The sequence below is a fragment of the Pseudomonas sp. FSL R10-1339 genome, from assembly GCF_009600545.1.
GTDB classification, from domain to species: domain Bacteria; phylum Pseudomonadota; class Gammaproteobacteria; order Pseudomonadales; family Pseudomonadaceae; genus Aquipseudomonas; species Aquipseudomonas bubulae.
Genome location: NZ_WIVQ01000077.1, coordinates 1 through 20,412, shown reverse-complemented (window position 1 = coordinate 20,412; position 20,412 = coordinate 1). Strand labels below are relative to the sequence as shown.

Here is a 20,412-nt window from a genome sequence, read left to right as displayed (position 1 = left end):
GCTCCGTGGGCCCGCCGCCACGGGCCATCCATGGCCCATCGCGGCTCTCCCGGCATCCATGCCGGTCGACCCACTCCGCAGAACCTCCTCTCGGCCTCCCGGGAGGGCAGGCAGATCAAAAGCACTGCGCCCCGAGGCGGCCGACCGGCCGGCCTGTTCGGTCAATTCAGAAGCGGCCCTGGCCCAGGTGTCAGACTTGTTGTGCTGTGCGGCCGTCTCGCTCCGACGCTGTTATGGACTTGCTCGGTGTTTGGAATGTTTTGCTGGTGGAAGTGGTATTGTTGGACAAGAAGCAAGAGCAAGCCAGGCGTAAACCCTTGCAGGGCAACGCTTTAGCAATAAAGTCTGAATTCACACTTCGTTTTTAATGCATCTTGTGGTATAAAATGCGCCGCTTTGCGGGTATAGCCCGCAGAGCACAAACCCACACACGTGTCGACACGATGACCTGGGTGCCTTCAGCTTTGAAGCTGCTGGTTGGTCGTTGGGATACGTGGAGGCCTAACCCGACTTATTAAGGAACTATCATGTCCCAAGTCAACATGCGCGATATGCTGAAGGCCGGTGTGCACTTCGGTCACCAAACCCGTTACTGGAACCCGAAGATGGGTAAATACATCTTTGGCGCGCGTAACAAGATCCACATCATCAACCTTGAAAAAACCCTGCCAATGTTCAACGAAGCTCTGACTTTCGTTGAGCGCCTGGCCCAGGGCAAAAACAAGATTCTGTTCGTCGGCACCAAGCGTTCCGCTGGCAAGATCGTTGCTGAAGAAGCAGCACGTTGCGGTTCGCCGTACGTGGATCACCGCTGGTTGGGCGGCATGCTCACCAACTTCAAAACCATTCGTGCTTCGATCAAGCGTCTGCGTGACCTTGAAATCCAGGCAGAAGACGGTACTTTCGCCAAGCTGACCAAGAAAGAGGCGCTGATGCGCACTCGCGATCTGCAGAAGCTGGATCGTAGCCTGGGTGGTATCAAGGACATGGGCGGTCTGCCAGACGCTCTGTTCGTTATCGACGTTGACCACGAGCGTATCGCGATCACCGAAGCTAACAAGTTGGGTATCCCGGTAATCGGCGTTGTCGATACCAACAGCAGCCCAGAAGGTGTTGACTACATCATCCCGGGTAACGATGACGCAATCCGCGCTATCCAGCTGTACATGGGTGCGATGGCTGATGCTGTGATCAAAGGCCGTAACCACGTTGCTGGCGGCACCGACGTTTTCGTCGAAGAAGCTCCAGCTGCAGCGGTAGTTGAAGGCTGAGTAATTAACGCCTAGCGTTTACTCAGTACGCAAAAAGGGGGCTTGGCCCCCTTTTTGCCACCTCGAAATCCATTTGTTGTAACCCTGTTTGTTGTATCTGTATCAGATGGCGACCTGCACGGTTGATTCGGGGTGCGCTTCAAACGAATTGAACGCCCGTTCGGTCGGGTGGAATGGTTGAAAACCTATCCAAGAGGAATTTTGAAATGGCAGAGATTACTGCAGCGTTGGTTAAAGAGCTGCGTGAGCGTACTGGCGAAGGCATGATGGACTGCAAGAAAGCCTTGACCAAGGCTGGCGGCGACATCGAAAAAGCCATTGATGACATGCGTGCTTCGGGCGCCATCAAGGCAGCCAAAAAAGCAGGTAACGTTGCTGCTGAAGGCGCTATCGCAGTTAAAGTTGCAGACGACAACAAGTCGGCTGTAATTCTTGAAGTCAACTCGCAAACCGACTTCCTGGCTCTGCAAGACGACTTCAAAAAATTCGTTGCTGACAGCGTTGAAAAAGCGTTCGCTGACAAACTGACCGACGCAGCTCCGCTGATCGCTGCTCAAGAAGCTGATCGTCTGGTTCTGGTTGGTAAAGTAGGCGAGAACGTCAACATCCGTCGTCTGGCCCGCATCGAAGGTGACGTTGTTGATGCTTACCTGCACGGCAACAAGATCGGTGTTGTTGTAGCTCTGAAAGGCGGCAACGCTGAGCTGGCTCGTGACATCGCCATGCACGTAGCTGCAACCAACCCTGAGTTCCTGCTGCCATCGCAAGTTTCCGCTGATGCTATCGAACGCGAAAAAACCGTGTTCATGAGCCTCAACGAAGACAAGATCAAAGGCAAGCCAGCCGAAATCGTTGAAAAAATGGTTGCCGGTCGTATCAGCAAGTTCCTGGCTGAAGCCAGCCTGGTTGAGCAAGCGTTCGTCAAGAACCCGGAAATCAAGGTCGGTGACCTGGCCAAGAAAGCCGGCGCTGAAATCGTTTCCTTCACTTACTTCAAAGTAGGTGATGGCATCGAGAAGCCAGTTGACGACTTCGCTGCTGAAGTTGCTGCTCAAGTGGCTGCAAGCAAGCAATAAGACGGTTCTAAACTGTCGACCCGAAGAGGCTGCCCGCTCACGCGCGCAGCCTCTTTTCAAATGGGAGGGGATTTTTCCTTCTCGGCGGAACCGGTTTGCAAAATCGTGTTCCGATGGTGCTGCTGTGCAGTGCCACAGCTAGAACAAGCGCGGGTTGAAAAATGACCTCGCACAGATTATCTATAAAACGCGGCAGGAGAGATTCGCAATGGCTCAGCAGGGCAGTGGTTATCAAGCTCGCTATAAACGCATTCTACTCAAGCTAAGCGGCGAAGCCCTGATGGGCTCTGAAGAGTTCGGGATCGATCCCAAGGTGCTCGACCGCATGGCGCTGGAAGTGGGCCAACTGGTCGGCATCGGCGTTCAGGTAGGACTGGTGATTGGTGGTGGCAACCTGTTCCGTGGTGCTGCATTGAGCGCCGCCGGTATGGATCGTGTGACTGGCGACCATATGGGCATGCTGGCTACCGTGATGAACGCCCTGGCCATGCGCGATGCGCTGGAACGTGCGAATATCTCCGCCATCGTTATGTCGGCCATTTCCATGGTTGGTGTGACCGATCATTACGATCGTCGCAAGGCCATGCGCCACCTGAATGCCAAGGATGTGGTGATTTTCGCTGCAGGCACCGGTAATCCTTTCTTCACGACGGATTCGGCAGCATGCTTGCGTGCCATTGAAATCGACGCTGATGTCGTGCTCAAGGCAACCAAGGTTGACGGCGTGTACACCGCAGATCCATTCAAAGACCCGCATGCCGAGAAGTTCGATCATCTGACTTACGATGAAGTACTGGATCGCAAACTGGGTGTTATGGACCTGACGGCCATCTGTCTGTGCCGCGACCACAAAATGCCATTGCGTGTATTTAATATGAACAAGCCCGGCGCCCTGCTTAATATTGTCCATGGCGGCGCTGAAGGTACTCTGATCGAGGAAGGTCAACAATGATCAACGAAATCAAGAAAGACGCTCAAACGCGTATGCAGAAGTCGCTGGAATCCCTGGCCCATGCATTTGGCCAGATCCGTACCGGCAAGGCTCACCCGAGCATTCTGGGCAGCGTGATGGTGCCTTACTATGGCTCGGATACTCCGATCAGCCAGGTCGCCAACATCACCGTTAAAGACTCTCGCACCCTTCAAGTTGTAGCGTTCGAGCGCAACATGCTGGGCGCAGTCGACAAGGCCATCCAGAGCGCCGGTCTGAACCTGAACCCGACCAACCTGGGTGAGCTGCTGCTGATCTCCATGCCGGCCCTGACTGAAGAAACCCGCAAGGTTTTCGCCAAGCAGGCCCGTGATGCAGCTGAAGATGCCCGTATTGCCGTGCGCAATATCCGTCGCGACGCCTTGAGCCAATTGAAAGACCTGGTCAAGGAAAAGGAAATCAGCGAAGACGAAGAGCGTCGTGCTGCTGATGATATCCAGAAGCTGACCGACAAGGCCGTGGCGGATATCGAAGTTGCCACCAAGCAGAAAGAAGCGGACCTGATGGCCGTATAAGGGTCAGGGCGTTTTATGGAAAAGACGAAGCAGGCTGACCCGTCATCTGTTCCGCGACATGTCGCGATCATCATGGACGGTAATAATCGCTGGGCAAAAAAACGCTTTCTGCCAGGTGTTGCCGGGCATAAAGCGGGTGTGGATGCAGTTCGCGCGGTCATTGAAGTGTGTGCCGGAGCCGGGGTCGAGGTACTGACCCTGTTCGCGTTTTCCAGTGAAAACTGGCAGCGGCCTGCCGCTGAAGTCAGTGCCTTGATGGACCTGTTTTTCAGGGCGCTGCGTCGTGAGGCCAAGCGCCTCAACGAAAACGAGATCAGCCTGCGGATCATTGGCGACCGCTCGCGCTTTCATCCCGATTTGCAAAAGGCGATGCGTGAAGCGGAAGCAATGACAGTGGGCGAAGGCCGCTTTGTCTTGCAGATTGCCGCCAATTACGGTGGCCAGTGGGATATCGCGCAGGCCGCGCAGCAGTTGGCGCGTCAAGTCCAGACAGGGCACTTGCAGCCGGAGGATATCACTCCGGGTTTGCTGCAAACCTGTTTGGTAACGGGTGATCTGCCATTGCCCGATCTGTGTATCCGCACCGGTGGCGAGCACCGCATCAGCAATTTCTTGCTGTGGCAGCTGGCCTATTCCGAGTTGTACTTCTCCGACCTGTTCTGGCCGGACTTCAAACACGAGGCCATGCAGCACGCATTGGCTGATTTCGCTTCTCGCCAGCGCCGCTTCGGTAAAACGAGCGAGCAGGTTGAGGCTGGAGCCCGGATTTAATGCTTAAACAAAGAATCATCACTGCACTTATCTTGCTGCCAATTGCCTTGTGCGGCTTTTTCCTGCTCGAGGGCAGCGGCTTTGCGCTGTTTATTGGCCTGGTCGTGACCCTGGGTGCCTGGGAGTGGGCGCGTCTTGCCGGCTTTGAGGCGCAAGGTGCACGGGTGCTGTTTGCTGTAGTAGTGGCCGCGCTGCTGTTGGGGCTGCATATATTCCCCGATCTGGCGCCCTGGGTGCTGGGCGCGGCGGTGTTGTGGTGGGCGACAGCGACCTTTCTGGTGCTGACCTTTCCGCAATCGGCTGCGCACTGGTCGAGTATTGCGGTCAGGCTGGTGATCGGTCTGTTGATCCTGCTGCCGGCCTGGCAAGGTCTGGTCCTGATCAAGGCGATGCCGCTGGGCAACTGGCTGATCATGGCGGTGATGGTTCTGGTATGGGGCGCAGATATTGGTGCCTATTTTTCCGGGCGCAAATTCGGCAAGCGCAAGCTTGCCCCCAAGGTCAGCCCGGGCAAAAGCTGGGAAGGTGTATTTGGCGGTCTGTTGCTCAGCCTGCTGATCACCGCGGTCGTGGGTATAGTGCGTGACTGGAGCGCTTCGCAGATGTTTGTTGCACTGCTGGGCGCTGCTGTGATCGTCCTGATTTCGGTGGTGGGCGACCTCACGGAAAGCATGTTCAAACGCCAGGCCGGGGTCAAAGACAGCAGTAACCTGCTGCCGGGCCATGGTGGTGTACTGGATCGTATCGACAGCCTGACGGCGGCGATCCCGGTATTTGCTGTATTGCTGTGGATGGCGGCTTCATGAGCCGTCCACAACAGATTACTGTTCTGGGGGCTACGGGTTCCATTGGCCTGAGCACCCTGGATGTTATTGCGCGTCACCCTGACCGCTATCAGGCCTTTGCCCTGACAGGCTACAGCCGTCTCGCCGAACTGCTGGCCTTGTGCATCAAGCACCGGCCGCAGGTTGCCGTGGTGCCGGATGAGCGTGCTGCCAGCCAGTTACAGGCGGATTTGCGCGCAGCCGGGCTCAATACCGAAGTATTGGTAGGAGAGGAGGGCTTGTGTCAGGTTTCGTCGGCTCCTGAAGTGGATTCGGTGATGGCGGCAATTGTCGGTGCCGCAGGCCTGCGCCCGACACTGGCGGCGGTCAATGCCGGCAAGAAGATCCTGCTGGCCAACAAAGAAGCGTTGGTGATGACCGGCGACCTGTTTATGCAGGCCGTGTGTCGCAGCGGTTCGGTATTGCTGCCCATCGACAGCGAACACAACGCGATTTTCCAGTGCTTGCCCCGGGACTTTTCCCGTGGCCTGGGTAATGTCGGTGTTCGTCGGATTTTGCTGACAGCCTCTGGTGGTCCATTCCGTGAGACGCCGCTGGCAGAGCTTGAGCATGTCACGCCGGATCAAGCCTGTGCTCATCCCAATTGGTCGATGGGGCGCAAGATTTCGGTAGATTCGGCCAGCATGATGAACAAAGGCCTGGAGCTGATCGAGGCCTGCTGGCTGTTTGATGCACGCCCGGAACAGGTCGAGGTGGTGATCCATCCGCAAAGCGTGATTCACTCGCTGGTCGATTATGTGGATGGCTCGGTGCTGGCCCAGTTGGGCAACCCCGATATGCGTACGCCGATTGCCAATGCCCTGGCCTGGCCTGAGCGGATTGACTCGGGTGTTGCGCCGTTGGACCTGTTTGCAGTGGCGCGGCTGGACTTCCAGCGCCCTGACGAGCAACGCTTCCCTTGTTTGCGTCTGGCTCGCGAGGCTGCCATGGCGGGCAATAGCGCGCCAGCGATGCTCAATGCGGCAAACGAAGTTGCCGTGGCCGCCTTTTTGGACGGGCGAATCCGTTATCCGCAGATCGCGCGTATTATCGAAGACGTATTGAACAGCGAGCCCGTTGTGGCCGTCGACGAATTGGAAGCGGTATTTGCCGCAGATAGCAAAGCCCGGATGCTGGCTGAACAGTGGTTGAGTCGTAACGGCTGAAAGTGATGTGAGCCGGAACCGGACAGAATCGCGGAGAAAGTAGATGAGTGCGCTCTATATGATTGTTGGCACCCTGGTGGCATTGGGTGTGCTGGTCACTTTTCATGAATTCGGTCACTTTTGGGTGGCGCGCCGTTGTGGCGTCAAGGTTCTGCGCTTCTCCGTGGGCTTCGGTACGCCTCTGCTTCGCTGGCATGACCGCCAGGGCACCGAGTTTGTAGTTGCTGCCATTCCGTTGGGTGGCTACGTCAAGATGCTCGATGAGCGCGAAGGCGAAGTGCCCGCCGAGCAGCGCGATCAATCGTTCAACCGCAAGACCGTAGGCCAGCGCATTGCCATCGTTGCGGCCGGGCCAATTGCCAACTTCATGTTGGCCATGGCGTTCTTCTGGGTGCTGGCAATGATGGGCAGCCAGCAGGTGCGGCCGGTCATCGGTGCAGTGGAAAGCGGCAGCCTGGCGGCTCAGGCCGGGCTGACTGCCGGTCAGGAAATCGTCTCCATCGATGGCGAGCCAACCACGGGCTGGTCAAACGTCAACCTGCAGCTGGTTCGCCGTCTGGGCGAAAGCGGTTCGTTGCAGGTGGTGGTGCGTGAGCCGGGTACAACGGCTGAAACGTCCCGTCAGTTGGTATTGAAAGACTGGCTCAAGGGCGCTGATGAGCCGGATCCGATCAAGTCGTTGGGGATTCGCCCATGGCGTCCCGAGTTGCCAGCCGTTCTGGCAGAACTCGACCCTAAAGGCCCTGCCCAGGCTGCCGGGCTTAAAACCGGTGACAAGCTGCTGGCCATCGACGATCAGCCGGTCAAGGACTGGCAGCAGGTCGTGGACTGGGTGCGGGTACATCCGCAAGCCCGTATTGTTTTGCATGTCGAGCGCGACGGTGTGCCGGTAGAGATTCCGGTCACGCTGGCTGCGCGTGGCGAAGGCAAGGCAGCAACCGGTTATCTGGGGGCCGGCGTCAAAGGTGTCGACTGGCCACCATCGATGATCCGTGAAGTCAGCTATGGCCCGCTCGCGGCAATCGGGGAGGGGGCCAAACGCACCTGGACCATGAGCATATTGACGCTCGACTCACTCAAGAAAATGTTGTTCGGCGAGCTCTCGGTAAAAAACTTGAGTGGACCGATAACCATTGCTAAAGTGGCGGGCGCTTCTGCCCAGTCGGGTGTTGCTGATTTCCTGAATTTCCTGGCTTATCTGAGTATCAGCCTCGGGGTTCTGAATTTGTTGCCCATACCTGTACTGGATGGGGGACATTTGTTGTTTTATCTGATCGAGTGGGTGCGTGGTCGCCCCTTGTCGGATCGGGTGCAGGGTTGGGGAATGCAGATCGGTATCAGCTTGGTGGTCGGGGTGATGTTACTTGCCTTGATCAACGATCTGGGCCGTCTGTAAACGCTTCGCTGAATTGCGAATCTGCCGCATTTTGCGGCAGTTTGTTTATTGCCAGTTGGAATAAGAAAGGACTTCATGAAACGTCTGCTGCTAACTGCGGTTCTCGCCGTACTGATGATCGCCGAAGTTCACGCCGAGTCCTTCACTATCTCTGATATCCGTGTCAACGGCCTCCAGCGGGTTTCCGCCGGTAGTGTGTTTGGCGCGTTGCCTCTGAACGTGGGTGAAGTAGCGGATGACCGCCGTCTGGTGGAATCCACTCGTGCGTTGTTCAAAACCGGGTTCTTTCAGGACATCCAACTGGGTCGTGATGGCAATGTGCTTGTTATCACGGTTGTCGAACGTCCTTCCGTCTCCAGCATCACCATTGACGGCAACAAGGCGATCTCCACTGATGACCTTATGAAAGGTCTTAAACAGTCGGGCCTGGCCGAAGGTGAAATCTTCCAGCGCGCCACCCTTGAAGGCGTGCGCAACGAACTGCAACGCCAGTATGTTGCCCAGGGCCGCTACTCGGCGACGGTAGACACCGAAGTGGTGCCCGAGCCGCGTAACCGGGTTGCCTTGAAGGTCAATATCAACGAGGGCACGGTAGCCGCGATCCAGCACATCAACGTGGTGGGCAACACGGTTTTCCCTGAGTCCGACCTGGTTGACCTGTTTGAACTCAAGACCACGAACTGGCTGTCGTTCTTCAAGAACGACGACAAGTACGCACGTGAAAAACTGTCGGGTGACCTTGAGCGTCTGCGCTCCTACTACCTCGATCGCGGCTATATCAATATGGATATTGCTTCGACCCAGGTATCGATCACGCCTGACAAGAAAAGCGTCTACATCACCGTTAACGTGAATGAAGGCGAAAAATACAATGTTGGCGAAGTGAAACTGAGCGGTGACCTCAAGGTTCCGGAAGATCAGATCAAGTCGCTGCTGCTGGTTCAGCCGGGCCAGGTGTTCTCGCGCAAGCTGATGACCACCACCTCGGAGCTGATCACCCGTCGTCTGGGTAACGAGGGCTATACCTTCGCCAACGTCAACGGCGTACCTCAGCCAAACCCTGAAGATCACACCGTGGCCATCACCTTTGTGGTCGATCCGGGCAAGCGTGCTTACGTCAACCGCATCAACTACCGCGGCAACACCAAGTCGGCTGACGAAGTGCTGCGTCGCGAAATGCGCCAGATGGAAGGTGGCTGGGCATCGACTTACCTGATTGACCAGTCCAAGGTCCGCCTTGAGCGTCTGGGCTTCTTCAAGGAAGTCAACGTCGAGACTCCGGCAGTGCCAGGCACTGACGATCAGGTTGACGTGAACTATGCAGTAGAAGAGCAGGCGTCGGGTTCCATTACCGCCAGCGTCGGTTTTGCCCAGAGCGCAGGTTTGATCCTGGGCGGTTCGATTACCCAGAACAACTTCCTGGGTACGGGCAACAAGGTCAGCATTGGCCTGACCCGCAGCGAATACCAGAGCCGCTACAACTTCAGCTATGTCGATCCGTACTGGACAGCTGATGGTGTGAGCCTGGGTTACAACGCTTTCTACCGCACTACCGACTACAAAGACCTGGACGTTGACGTAGCAAACTACTCGGTGGACAGCCTGGGTGCTGGTATCACCATGGGCTACCCGATCAGCGACACATCGCGCCTGACCTATGGCCTGACTGTGCAGCAGGATGAAATCAGCACCGGCCAGTACACCGTTGACGAGATTTTCGACTTCGTAAACCGTGAAGGCGACAAGTACCTCAACTTCAAGGCATCGGTCGGCTGGTCTGAATCGACCCTGAACAAAGGCGTATTGCCGACTCGCGGCAGCTCGCAGAGCCTGGTGTTTGAAACCACCATTCCAGGCAGCGACCTGCAGTTCTACAAGCTGGACTACCGTGCCCAGCTGTTCCAGCCGTTGACCGACACCTACACCATGCGCCTGCACACCGAGTTGGGCTATGGTGATGGCTATGGTTCCACCGAAGGCCTGCCGTTCTATGAAAACTACTACGCGGGTGGCTTCAACTCGGTACGAGGCTTCAAGGACAGCGCTCTGGGCCCACGCAGCACCCCAAGCCGTGGTGCTGGTGTAACCGGTAACGTAGGCACCATTGCCGACCCGGACCAGGATCCGCTGCCATTCGGTGGTAACGTGCTGATCCAGGGTGGTGTGGAAGTGTTGTTCCCTATGCCGTTCGTCAAAGACCAGCGTTCCCTGCGCACCTCCGTGTTCTGGGATGTGGGTAACGTGTTCGACACCAACTGCAAGGGCGATACCAAGGATTGCGATATCGGCTTCAGCAACCTGGCCAGCTCTGTGGGTGTTGGTGTGACCTGGGTGACTGCGCTTGGCCCGCTGAGTTTCAGCTTGGCCATGCCGATCAAGAAACCGGATGATGCCGACACTCAAGTGTTCCAATTCTCCCTCGGCCAGACTTTCTAAAGCCTGACTTCAGATACAGACAACGGATTTTTTAGGAGTGCATCGTGCGTAAGTTGACTCAATTGGTTCTCCTGGCTTCGGTTCTAGTGGCTGGCCCGGCTTTCGCCGACATGAAAATTGCCGTGCTGAACTATCAGATGGCATTGCTTGAATCGGACGCCGCCAAGCGTTACGCCGTAGATGCCGAGAAGAAATTTGGCCCGCAACTGACCAAGCTCAAAAGCCTGGAAAGCAGCGCCAAGGGTATTCAGGACCGTCTGGTAAAAGGCGGCGATAAGATGCAGCAGGGCGAGCGTGAGCGTCTGGAGCTTGAATTCAAGCAAAAGGCCCGTGACTTCCAGTTCCAGTCCAAGGAACTGAACGAAGCCAAAGCCGTTGCTGACCGTGAAATGCTGAAACAGCTGAAGCCGAAACTGGACAGCGCTGTTGAAGAAGTCATCAAAAAAGGCGCCTTTGACCTGGTGTTCGAGCGTGGTGCTGTGATTGATGTTAAACCTCAGTACGACATCACTCGCCAAGTTATCGAGCGCATGAATCAGCTGAAGTAATTATGACTGCGACTATAAAACTCGGCCAATTGGCCGAGTTCCTCGGGGCCACCTTGCGTGGCTCTGCGGAGAAAGAAATCACTGGGCTAGCCACTTTACAAGAGGCTGGCCCAGCTCAGTTGAGCTTTCTGGCCAACCCCCAGTACCGAAAATTCCTTGTCGACTGCCAGGCCGGAGCTGTATTGCTCAAGGCTGCTGACGCCGAAGAGTATCCCGGTGATGCCCTGGTTGTGCCGGATCCTTACCTGGCTTATGCGCGGATTTCCCATCTGTTTGATCCCAAACCCAAAGCCACTGCCGGCGTTCATCCATCGGCAGTGATTGCTGCTGACGCGGTGGTTGACCCTGCGGCGAGCATTGGTGCGTTTGCCGTCATCGAAAGCGGTGCGCGCATCGCTGCCGGTGTCACGGTGGGCCCTCATTGCTTTATCGGGGCGCGTTGCGAAATCGGTGAAGGCGGCTGGCTGGCTCCACGCGTGACGCTTTATCACGATGTTCGCATCGGCAAGCGCGTGGTTATTCAGTCGGGCGCAGTGCTGGGCGGTGAAGGCTTTGGTTTTGCCAACGAAAAAGGCGTGTGGCAAAAAATCGCGCAAATCGGTGGTGTGACCATTGGTGATGATGTCGAAATCGGTGTCAACACGGCCATCGACCGCGGCGCCCTGGCCGATACCGTAATCGGTAATGGGGTCAAGCTGGATAACCAGATCCAGATCGCGCACAACGTTCAGGTCGGTGACCATACGGCCATGGCCGCATGTGTCGGGATCTCGGGCAGCACCAAGATCGGCAAGCACTGCATGCTGGCAGGTGGTGTCGGTTTGGTGGGGCACATTGAAATTTGTGACAATGTATTCTTGACTGGCATGACAATGGTGACCCACTCGATTACCGAGCCTGGCGCCTACTCTTCCGGTACCGCGATGCAGCCGGCCGCCGAGTGGCGCAAAAGTGCGGCACGTATTCGTCAGCTGGACGATATCGCCCGGCGATTGAAACAACTGGAAAAGCACGTCGGTAAGTGACCCCCGGCGGTAAAGCTTCTTCAAAAGGTTAATACAATTTCCATATCAAGCGTGCAGAGCCATTGGTTTGCTTCCTTGATTTGCTAGAGGAGCGCGCCTTAGTCGCGCGCGCCCAATCTTTATTACAGGCTTCCCCACGAAATGATGGACATCAACGAGATTCGCGAATATCTGCCCCACCGTTACCCGTTCCTGCTGGTGGACCGAGTGGTGGATCTGGATGTCGAGAACAAGCGCATTCGTGCCTACAAGAATGTCAGCATCAATGAGCCTTTTTTCAACGGTCACTTCCCGGCCCACCCGATCATGCCGGGCGTGTTGATCATCGAGGCCATGGCTCAGGCAGCCGGCATCCTTGGTTTCAAGATGATGGACCTCAAGCCGGCTGACGGTACACTTTATTACTTCGTAGGTTCCGACAAGCTACGCTTTCGTCAGCCTGTGCTGCCAGGTGATCAACTGATCCTTGAGGCCAAGTTCTTGAGCTGCAAGCGTTCCATCTGGAAGTTCGAGTGCCAGGCAACGGTTGACGGCAAGCCGGTATGCTCGGCTGAAATCATTTGTGCGGAACGCAAACTATGAGTTTGATTGACCCTCGCGCAATCATCGATCCGACGGCCATTTTGGCCGACGACGTCGAGGTCGGCCCTTGGTCGATCATCGGCGCTGGTGTGGAAATCGGCGAGGGGACTGTGATTGGGCCGCATGTGATTCTCAAGGGCCCAACCAGGATCGGTAAGCACAATCGCATCTACCAGTTTTCTTCGGTAGGCGAGGACACCCCTGATCTGAAGTACAAGGGTGAGGAAACTCGCCTGGTGATCGGTGACCACAACGTGATTCGTGAAGGTGTCACCATTCATCGCGGCACCATTCAGGACCGCTCTGAAACCACGCTGGGTGATCACAACCTGGTAATGGCCTATGCCCATATCGGCCATGACAGCGTTATTGGCAATCATTGCATCCTGGTCAATAACTCTGCGTTGGCAGGCCATGTGCACATGGGTGACTGGGCCATCCTGTCCGGTTTTACCCTGGTCCATCAGTTCTGCCACATCGGTGCGCACAGCTTTTCGGGCATGGGCACTGCCATTGGCAAGGACGTTCCTGCATTTGTAACCGTGTTTGGCAGCCCTGCCGAAGCACGCAGCATGAACTTCGAAGGCATGCGTCGTCGCGGTTTCAGTGACGATGCCATCCATGCCTTGCGTCGTGCCTACAAGGTGGTTTACCGCCAGGGGTTGACTGTTGATCAGGCGCTTGCAGAATTGGCCGAGCCTGCTGCGCAGTTCCCGGAAGTTGCCATGTTTGTAGAGTCCATACGCTCTTCCACTCGCGGCATCACGCGCTAGTCATGGCCAGATTGCGTATCGCGCTGGTAGCGGGTGAGGCCTCGGGCGACATATTGGGTTCGGGGTTGATGCGGGCACTCAAGGCCCAGCATTCTGATATCGAATTTATCGGCGTGGGTGGTCCATTGATGGAAGCAGAGGGCATGAGCTCCTACTTCCCGATGGAACGTCTGTCGGTGATGGGTCTGGTTGAAGTGCTGGGTCGCCTGCGTGAATTGCTCAAGCGCCGCAAGCTGTTGGTTCAGACCCTGATCGCCGAAAAGCCCGACGTGTTTATCGGCATCGACGCCCCCGATTTCACCCTCAATATCGAACTTCAATTGCGTCGTGCCGGGATCAAGACCGTGCATTATGTGAGCCCGTCCGTGTGGGCGTGGCGGCAGAAGCGCGTGCTGAAAATCCGCGAAGGTTGCGATTTGATGCTGACGTTGCTGCCATTCGAGGCGCGCTTTTACGAAGAGCACGGTGTGCCCGTGCGTTTTGTCGGGCATTCGCTGGCAGACACCATTCCTCTTGAGGCCGACAAGGCCGGTGCGCGCGCCGAGTTGGGCCTGCCTGACGGGCCGTTGGTCGCCTTGATGCCGGGTAGTCGTGGTGGTGAAGTTGGCAAGCTTGGCGGGTTGTTTCTCGATGCCGCGCAAATAATCCGCCAAGCTCGCCCTGATGTGCGCTTTGTATTGCCTTGCGCGAGCGCAGCGCGTCGCGAGCAGATCGAACAGTTGCTGGTGGGGCGCGACTTGCCGCTGACCTTGCTCGACGGCCAGTCGCACCTCGCGCTAGCGGCCTGTGATGCGGTCTTGATCGCATCGGGCACGGCCACTCTTGAAGCCTTGCTGTACAAGCGGCCGATGGTGGTGGCTTATCGTCTTGCGCGTCTCACGTTCTGGATTCTCAAGCGTCTGGTCAAAAGCCCGTATGTGTCGCTGCCCAACTTGCTGGCCCAGCGCATGCTGGTGCCCGAGCTGTTGCAGGATGCAGCCACGCCTGAGGCACTGGCCCGCACCTTGCTGCCTTTGCTTGAGGGTGGTGAAGAGCAGACCCGCGGCTTTGACGAAATTCATCGCACCTTGCGTCTCGACGCTTCCAATCAGGCCGCCAAAGCGGTACTGGGCCTGATTGCACAATCCAAATGAGTAAAGTAACCATGCAAATCGGCTTGGACTTCAATCTGGTCGAAGACCTCGTGGCGGGTGTCGATGAAGTGGGTCGTGGCCCCTTGTGCGGTGCCGTGGTAACGGCCGCCGTGATTCTCGACCCCAATCGGCCTATCGCCGGGCTCAATGATTCGAAAAAGCTCACTGAAGCCCGTCGCGAAAAGCTCTTCGACGAAATTCGTGAAAAAGCACTGAGCTGGTGCATTGCTCGGGCCGAAGTCGAAGAAATCGACGAGCTGAACATTCTGCACGCCACCATGCTGGCCATGCAGCGCGCTGTTGAAGGGCTGAGCATTACCCCGAAACTGGCCATGATCGACGGTAATCGTTGCCCCAAGCTGGCTATGCCAGCCGAGGCCGTGGTCAAGGGCGATAGCAAGGTACCGGCAATTGCCGCGGCATCGATTCTGGCCAAGGTCAGCCGTGACCGCGAAATGGCTGCATTCGAGCTGCAGTACCCTGGCTATGGCATTGGCGGGCACAAGGGTTACCCAACGGCCGTTCATCTTGCAGCCCTTGAGCGCCTGGGGCCTACACCGATACATCGCCGTTCGTTTGGTCCGGTGCGTCGTGCTTACGAGGCCCTTGAAGGCCTTTAGCCATAAGGCTGATGTTTTTGCCAAGGCCCGGTACAATCCGGGCCTTGTTGTTTCTCAAAGCTTATAGACAGGATCACCATGCCGGCTTCATTCGTTCACCTGCGCCTGCACACTGAATACTCCCTGGTCGATGGCCTGGTGCGGATCAAACCGCTGATCAAAACTCTGGCCGGCATGAATATGCCCGCTGTCGCGGTGACCGATCAGAACAACATGTGCTCCCTGGTCAAGTTCTACAAGGCGGCCATGGGCGGCGGCATCAAGCCGATCAGTGGTGCAGACCTGTGGCTGTCGAACAAGGACCCTGAAAACCCCCTCAGCCGTATCAGCCTGTTGGCGATGAACCCGTTGGGCTATCGCAACCTGACCGAGCTGATCTCCCGTGGTTACATCGATGGCCAGCGCAATGGCCAGGTCATCATCGAGCGCGAGTGGGTAGCCGAGGCCGCCGATGGCCTGATCATGCTGTCGGCTGCGAAAGAGGGCGAGATCGGTGTCGCGCTGATCAGTGGCAACACTGAAGAAGCCGAGACCCTGGCCCGAGAATGGATGACGGTGTTCCCTGACCGCTTCTATATCGAAGTGCAGCGCACCAAGCGTCCCAATGACGAAGAGCATCTGCATGCGGCTGTGGCCCTGGCAGACAAGATCGGCGCGCCGCTGGTGGCAACCAACGATGTGCGCTTTATCAGGCAACAGGACTTTGAGGCTCACGAAACCCGCGTCTGCATTGGTGAGGGCCGGGCACTGGACGACCCGCGTCGCTCCAAGAATTACAGCGATCAGCAGTATCTGAAAAGCGCCGAGGAAATGGCCGAGCTGTTCAGTGACTTGCCTGATGCTTTGGCAAACACGGTTGAAATTGCCAAACGCTGCAATATCGAAGTAAAGCTGGGCACTCACTTTTTGCCCAACTTCCCGATCCCTGATGGCATGACCATCGATGAATATTTCCGCAAGGTGTCATTTGACGGCCTGGAAGAGCGCCTGAGCGTTCTGCTGCCCAAAGACACCACCGAGGATTACGACACCAAGCGTCAGGTGTATGTCGACCGGCTGAATTTCGAACTGGATATCATCATCCAGATGGGGTTCCCGGGTTACTTCCTGATCGTGATGGACTTTATTCAGTGGGCCAAGAGCAATGGAGTACCGGTAGGGCCGGGCCGGGGGTCGGGTGCCGGCTCGCTGGTGGCCTATGTACAGAAGATCACCGACCTTGATCCGCTGGAATACGACCTCCTGTTCGAACGATTCCTTAACCCGGAACGGGTATCGATGCCCGACTTCGACGTCGACTTCTGCATGGATGGTCGCGACCGGGTAATCGAGTATGTGGCCGAAAAATACGGACGCAACGCGGTAAGCCAGATCATCACTTTCGGTTCGATGGCCGCCAAGGCGGTAATCCGTGACGTGGCGCGGGTGCAGGGCAAGTCCTACGGCCTGGCGGATCGTCTGTCGAAGATGATTCCGTTTGAAGTCGGTATGACCCTGGAAAAAGCCTTCGAGCAGGAGGAAATCCTGCGCGACTTTATCAAGGTCGATGAAGAAGCGGCCGAAATCTGGGAAATGGCCCGCAAGCTTGAAGGCGTTGTACGTAACGTCGGGAAGCACGCCGGTGGTGTGGTGATCGCACCGACCAAACTGACTGACTTCTCGCCGATTTACTGCGACGAAGAGGGTGGTGGTCTGGTTACCCAGTTCGACAAGGATGACGTTGAGTCTGCTGGCCTGGTGAAGTTCGACTTCCTCGGTCTGCGGACCCTGACAGTGATCGACTGGGCGTTGAAAACCATCAACCGCGATCGCGCCAAGGTCGACGAGCCGCCGCTGGATATCGCCTTTATCCCGCTGGACGACAAGCCGACCTACCAGTTGCTGCAAAAGGCCGAAACCACCGCGGTGTTCCAGCTCGAGTCGCGCGGTATGAAAGAGCTGATCAAAAAGCTCAAGCCCGACTGCCTGGAAGACTTGATCGCACTGGTGGCCCTGTTCCGTCCAGGGCCGCTGCAGTCAGGCATGGTTGATGACTTTATCAACCGTAAGCACGGCCGTGCCGAACTGGCGTACCCGCACTCCGATTATCAGTACGAAGGCCTCAAGCCGGTATTGGCACCCACTTACGGCATCATCCTGTATCAGGAACAGGTGATGCAGATTGCCCAGGTCATGGCCGGGTATACCCTCGGCGGCGCTGACATGCTGCGTCGGGCCATGGGCAAGAAAAAACCTGAAGAAATGGCCAAGCAGCGCGGTGGCTTTATTGAAGGTTGCGCCAATAACAATATTGACGCTGACCTGGCCGGTAACATTTTCGACCTGGTGGAAAAATTCGCCGGTTACGGTTTCAACAAATCCCACTCCGCTGCCTACGGCCTGGTGTCGTACCAGACCGCCTGGCTGAAAACCCACTACCCGGCGCCATTTATGGCCGCGGTACTGTCGGCGGATATGCACAACACCGACAAGGTGGTGATCCTGATCGAAGAGATTCGCAGCATGAAGCTGCGTCTCGATGCGCCGGATGTGAATGCCTCGGAGTTCAAGTTCACGGTGAACGATGAAGGCCGGATCATTTATGGCCTGGGGGCGATCAAGGGGGTGGGCGAGGGGCCTGTCGAGGCCATTACCGAGGCGCGTCAGGACGGCCCGTTCAAGGATTTGTTCGATTTCTGCGCCCGGGTTGACCTCAAACGTATCAACAAGCGTACTCTTGATGGCCTGATCCGCAGCGGTGCCCTTGACCGCCTGGGGCCGTTTTTCCATGACGAGCCCAAGGCCTGGCAAGCCAACATCGACCAGAACCGTGCGGTGTTGCTGTCGGCGCTGGAAGAAGCGATCAAGGCAGCCGAACAAACTGCGCGCACCCATGACAGCGGGCACGCCGACCTGTTTGGCGGGTTGTTTGTCGAGGCTGATGCGGACGTCTATGCCCACCACCGCAAGGCCAGGGAACTGACGCTCAAGGAGCGACTCAAAGGCGAGAAGGACACTCTGGGCCTGTACCTGACCGGCCATCCGATTGACGAGTACGAGGGCGAGATCCGCCGCTTTGCCCGCCAGCGCATTATTGATCTCAAGCCAGCCCGTGATACCCAGACCGTTGCCGGGATGATTATCGCGTTGCGGGTGATGAAGAACAAAAAAGGCGACAAGATGGGCTTTATCACTCTCGATGACCGTTCGGCGCGCATTGAAGCGTCGTTGTTCGCCGAGGCGTTTCATTCGGCGCAGTCGCTGTTGCAGACTGATGCGATGGTGGTGGTCGAAGGTGAGGTCAGCAATGACGACTTCTCCGGTGGCCTGCGCCTGCGGGTCAAACGGGTGATGAGCATGGAAGATGCACGCACCAGTCTGGCCGAGAGCTTGCGCCTGAAAGTGAACCGGGACGCGCTCAAGGGTGATCAGTTGCGTAATCTGGGCGAGTTGCTGAAAAAACATCGCGGAGCCTGCCCTGTCACCATGGAGTACACGGGCGAAGAGGCCAAGGCCATGCTGCAGTTTGGCGAGACCTGGCGGATCGATCCGGCAGACAGCTTGATTCAAGCCCTGCGTGACCAGTTCGGGCGAGACAACGTCTTCCTCCAATACCGTTGACGGTCAGGGGCCATAGCTGCGCCCTGACCTCGACCTGAATTTTTAATCTCGACCTGAGAGCGCCTGTCCCTTAAGGTAGGCGCGATACAGATCAACCGGCTGCCCCAGCTCGGTTAGAAACGCCAGCAATTGCTGGGTTTCAGACCCTCTGGCATGCTTTGCCGCCGACCCAAGACGGATGCTTATGAACCCGAATTTTCTTGATTTCGAACAGCCGATTGCTGACCTGCAAGCCAAAATCGAAGAGTTGCGCTTGGTTGGTAATGACAACTCGCTGAATATCAGTGATGAAATCTCTCGTCTGCAAGACAAAAGCAAAACGCTGACTGAAGATATTTTCGGCAAGCTGACCAGCTGGCAGATTGCCCGTTTGGCCCGTCACCCGCGTCGTCCCTACACGCTGGACTACATCGATCACATCTTCACCGAGTTCGATGAACTGCATGGCGACCGCCACTTTGCCGATGACGCTGCCATTGTTGGCGGTATTGCCCGTCTGGACGATCAGCCAGTGATGGTGATTGGTCATCAGAAAGGCCGTGAAGTGCGTGAAAAGGTACGACGCAACTTCGGTATGCCGCGTCCTGAAGGCTACCGCAAGGCCTGTCGTCTGATGGAAATGGCCGAGCGCTTCAAGATGCCTATCCTGACCTTTATCGACACGCCGGGTGCTTACCCGGGTATCGACGCCGAAGAGCGCAACCAGAGCGAAGCCATTGCCTGGAACCTGCGCGTCATGTCGCGCCTGAAAACTCCTATCATCGCCACCGTTATCGGCGAAGGCGGTTCGGGCGGTGCATTGGCCATTGGCGTGTGCGACCAGTTGAACATGCTGCAGTACTCGACCTACGCGGTGATCTCGCCGGAAGGTTGCGCCTCGATTCTGTGGAAAACCGCCGAAAAAGCGCCGGACGCAGCTGAAGCCATGGGTATCACTGCAGAACGCCTGAAAGGCCTGGGCATCGTCGACAAGGTGATTGGCGAGCCATTGGGCGGCGCGCACCGTGACCCGGCTGCGGCTTCTGCGAGCATTCGTGCCGATCTGATTTCCCAGCTCGACATGCTCAAGAAGCTGGATCACGAAGCTCTGCTCAAACGTCGTTATGATCGTTTGATGAGCTACGGTCTCTGATACCTGATTAAAACCGGCCCTCACCCCAAGCCTCTCCCGGAGGGAGAGGGAGCTGATTGGTTGTGTTCTCGCTACCGCGTGCGGTCAGTCCCCTCTCCCTCCGGGAGAGGGCTAGGGTGAGGGGCTTTTAATGGCTGACATGTCAACTCTACTTCTGCAAGCCCTCGGCCCCTGGCGCAACGCCAAGGCCTGGCACGTCGCGCTCTCCGGCGGACTCGATTCCACCGTTCTGCTGCACCTTCTCGTTCAATTACGTAAAACCCACTCATTACCGCCTATCACCGCTGTCCATGTGCATCATGGCCTACAGGCGGCGGCCGATGCGTGGCCAGCCCATTGTCAGGCACTGTGTAAGGGGCTTGGAGTGCCCTTGCAGGTGATTGCCGTGCAGGTGCAGGCGGGCGCAAGTGTCGAGCGTGCGGCGCGGGATGCGCGCTATCAGGCGTTTGCGGCGATCAGCGGTGCCGGGGAGGTGCTGCTGCTCGGGCAGCATCGCGATGACCAGGCTGAAACCCTGTTGTTTCGCCTGTTGCGCGGGGCGGGTGTCAGCGGC

At 57.0% G+C, this 20,412-nt stretch carries 17 protein-coding genes and 1 pseudogene; all 18 read left to right on the top strand.

Annotated features, from left to right (window positions below; genetic code table 11):
- Window positions 1-527 precede the first annotated feature (527 nt).
- Window positions 528-1,271 carry a 30S ribosomal protein S2 gene (gene rpsB, locus GHO03_RS18525; RefSeq protein ID WP_016781981.1) on the top strand — a complete coding sequence of 248 codons (744 nt, stop codon included), beginning with the start codon at window positions 528-530 and terminating at the stop codon, window positions 1,269-1,271.
- A gap of 206 nt (window positions 1,272-1,477) precedes the next feature.
- Window positions 1,478-2,347, top strand: a complete 870-nt coding sequence (gene tsf / locus GHO03_RS18520; RefSeq protein ID WP_153400318.1) for a translation elongation factor Ts — start codon at window positions 1,478-1,480, stop codon at window positions 2,345-2,347.
- Between the two features lie 208 nt (window positions 2,348-2,555).
- Window positions 2,556-3,299, top strand: a complete 744-nt coding sequence (pyrH, locus tag GHO03_RS18515) for a UMP kinase (RefSeq protein WP_003440426.1) — start codon at window positions 2,556-2,558, stop codon at window positions 3,297-3,299.
- On the top strand, window positions 3,296-3,853 hold the full coding sequence (gene frr, locus GHO03_RS18510; RefSeq protein WP_016781983.1) for a ribosome recycling factor: 558 nt from the start codon (window positions 3,296-3,298) through the stop codon (window positions 3,851-3,853). Before pyrH ends, frr begins: the two co-directional genes overlap by 4 nt.
- Window positions 3,854-3,868: 15 nt before the next feature.
- Window positions 3,869-4,624 carry a polyprenyl diphosphate synthase gene (uppS, locus tag GHO03_RS18505; protein WP_095001309.1) on the top strand — a complete coding sequence of 252 codons (756 nt, stop codon included), beginning with the start codon at window positions 3,869-3,871 and terminating at the stop codon, window positions 4,622-4,624.
- Window positions 4,624-5,430 carry a phosphatidate cytidylyltransferase gene (locus GHO03_RS18500; protein ID WP_153400317.1) on the top strand — a complete coding sequence of 269 codons (807 nt, stop codon included), beginning with the start codon at window positions 4,624-4,626 and terminating at the stop codon, window positions 5,428-5,430. The genes uppS and GHO03_RS18500 overlap by 1 nt, the downstream gene beginning before the upstream one ends.
- On the top strand, window positions 5,427-6,614 hold the full coding sequence (gene ispC, locus GHO03_RS18495) for a 1-deoxy-D-xylulose-5-phosphate reductoisomerase (RefSeq protein ID WP_153400316.1): 1,188 nt from the start codon (window positions 5,427-5,429) through the stop codon (window positions 6,612-6,614). The genes GHO03_RS18500 and ispC overlap by 4 nt, the downstream gene beginning before the upstream one ends.
- Window positions 6,615-6,657: 43 nt before the next feature.
- Window positions 6,658-8,010, top strand: a complete 1,353-nt coding sequence (rseP, locus tag GHO03_RS18490) for a sigma E protease regulator RseP (RefSeq protein WP_095018172.1) — start codon at window positions 6,658-6,660, stop codon at window positions 8,008-8,010.
- A gap of 75 nt (window positions 8,011-8,085) precedes the next feature.
- Entirely contained in the window at window positions 8,086-10,446 is a 2,361-nt protein-coding gene (bamA, locus tag GHO03_RS18485; RefSeq protein ID WP_095001313.1) for an outer membrane protein assembly factor BamA, read from the top strand.
- Between the two features lie 44 nt (window positions 10,447-10,490).
- Window positions 10,491-10,994 carry an OmpH family outer membrane protein gene (locus tag GHO03_RS18480; protein ID WP_003440444.1) on the top strand — a complete coding sequence of 168 codons (504 nt, stop codon included), beginning with the start codon at window positions 10,491-10,493 and terminating at the stop codon, window positions 10,992-10,994.
- 2 nt (window positions 10,995-10,996) lie between these two features.
- Window positions 10,997-12,051 (top strand): annotated as a pseudogene (gene lpxD / locus GHO03_RS18475) (UDP-3-O-(3-hydroxymyristoyl)glucosamine N-acyltransferase).
- 109 nt (window positions 12,052-12,160) lie between these two features.
- Window positions 12,161-12,601 carry a 3-hydroxyacyl-ACP dehydratase FabZ gene (gene fabZ, locus GHO03_RS18470; RefSeq protein WP_016781990.1) on the top strand — a complete coding sequence of 147 codons (441 nt, stop codon included), beginning with the start codon at window positions 12,161-12,163 and terminating at the stop codon, window positions 12,599-12,601.
- On the top strand, window positions 12,598-13,374 hold the full coding sequence (gene lpxA / locus GHO03_RS18465) for an acyl-ACP--UDP-N-acetylglucosamine O-acyltransferase (RefSeq protein ID WP_095001315.1): 777 nt from the start codon (window positions 12,598-12,600) through the stop codon (window positions 13,372-13,374). Before fabZ ends, lpxA begins: the two co-directional genes overlap by 4 nt.
- A 2-nt stretch (window positions 13,375-13,376) precedes the next feature.
- On the top strand, window positions 13,377-14,507 hold the full coding sequence (lpxB, locus tag GHO03_RS18460; protein WP_095018170.1) for a lipid-A-disaccharide synthase: 1,131 nt from the start codon (window positions 13,377-13,379) through the stop codon (window positions 14,505-14,507).
- Between the two features lie 11 nt (window positions 14,508-14,518).
- Window positions 14,519-15,127 (top strand): ribonuclease HII, encoded by a 609-nt coding sequence (rnhB, locus tag GHO03_RS18455; protein WP_095001317.1) that lies wholly within the window; start codon window positions 14,519-14,521, stop codon window positions 15,125-15,127.
- Between the two features lie 78 nt (window positions 15,128-15,205).
- Window positions 15,206-18,727: a DNA polymerase III subunit alpha gene (gene dnaE / locus GHO03_RS18450; RefSeq protein WP_095001318.1), complete on the top strand. Its 3,522-nt coding sequence runs from the start codon at window positions 15,206-15,208 to the stop codon at window positions 18,725-18,727.
- A gap of 184 nt (window positions 18,728-18,911) precedes the next feature.
- The gene (locus tag GHO03_RS18445; protein WP_016781995.1) at window positions 18,912-19,859 is read left to right on the top strand and encodes an acetyl-CoA carboxylase carboxyltransferase subunit alpha; all 948 of its coding nucleotides are present in this window, start codon (window positions 18,912-18,914) and stop codon (window positions 19,857-19,859) included.
- 130 nt (window positions 19,860-19,989) lie between these two features.
- The coding region (tilS, locus tag GHO03_RS18440) for a tRNA lysidine(34) synthetase TilS (protein WP_153400315.1) at window positions 19,990-20,412 on the top strand (423 nt) is incomplete at its 3' end.

Coding starts and splice junctions, on each gene's coding strand:
- rpsB (WP_016781981.1), top strand. CDS start 528: ATGTCCCAAGTCAACATGCGCGATATGCTGAAGGCCGGTGTGCACTTC.
- tsf (WP_153400318.1), top strand. CDS start 1,478: ATGGCAGAGATTACTGCAGCGTTGGTTAAAGAGCTGCGTGAGCGTACT.
- pyrH (WP_003440426.1), top strand. CDS start 2,556: ATGGCTCAGCAGGGCAGTGGTTATCAAGCTCGCTATAAACGCATTCTA.
- frr (WP_016781983.1), top strand. CDS start 3,296: ATGATCAACGAAATCAAGAAAGACGCTCAAACGCGTATGCAGAAGTCG.
- uppS (WP_095001309.1), top strand. CDS start 3,869: ATGGAAAAGACGAAGCAGGCTGACCCGTCATCTGTTCCGCGACATGTC.
- GHO03_RS18500 (WP_153400317.1), top strand. CDS start 4,624: ATGCTTAAACAAAGAATCATCACTGCACTTATCTTGCTGCCAATTGCC.
- ispC (WP_153400316.1), top strand. CDS start 5,427: ATGAGCCGTCCACAACAGATTACTGTTCTGGGGGCTACGGGTTCCATT.
- rseP (WP_095018172.1), top strand. CDS start 6,658: ATGAGTGCGCTCTATATGATTGTTGGCACCCTGGTGGCATTGGGTGTG.
- bamA (WP_095001313.1), top strand. CDS start 8,086: ATGAAACGTCTGCTGCTAACTGCGGTTCTCGCCGTACTGATGATCGCC.
- fabZ (WP_016781990.1), top strand. CDS start 12,161: ATGATGGACATCAACGAGATTCGCGAATATCTGCCCCACCGTTACCCG.
- lpxA (WP_095001315.1), top strand. CDS start 12,598: ATGAGTTTGATTGACCCTCGCGCAATCATCGATCCGACGGCCATTTTG.
- lpxB (WP_095018170.1), top strand. CDS start 13,377: ATGGCCAGATTGCGTATCGCGCTGGTAGCGGGTGAGGCCTCGGGCGAC.
- rnhB (WP_095001317.1), top strand. CDS start 14,519: ATGCAAATCGGCTTGGACTTCAATCTGGTCGAAGACCTCGTGGCGGGT.
- dnaE (WP_095001318.1), top strand. CDS start 15,206: ATGCCGGCTTCATTCGTTCACCTGCGCCTGCACACTGAATACTCCCTG.
- GHO03_RS18445 (WP_016781995.1), top strand. CDS start 18,912: ATGAACCCGAATTTTCTTGATTTCGAACAGCCGATTGCTGACCTGCAA.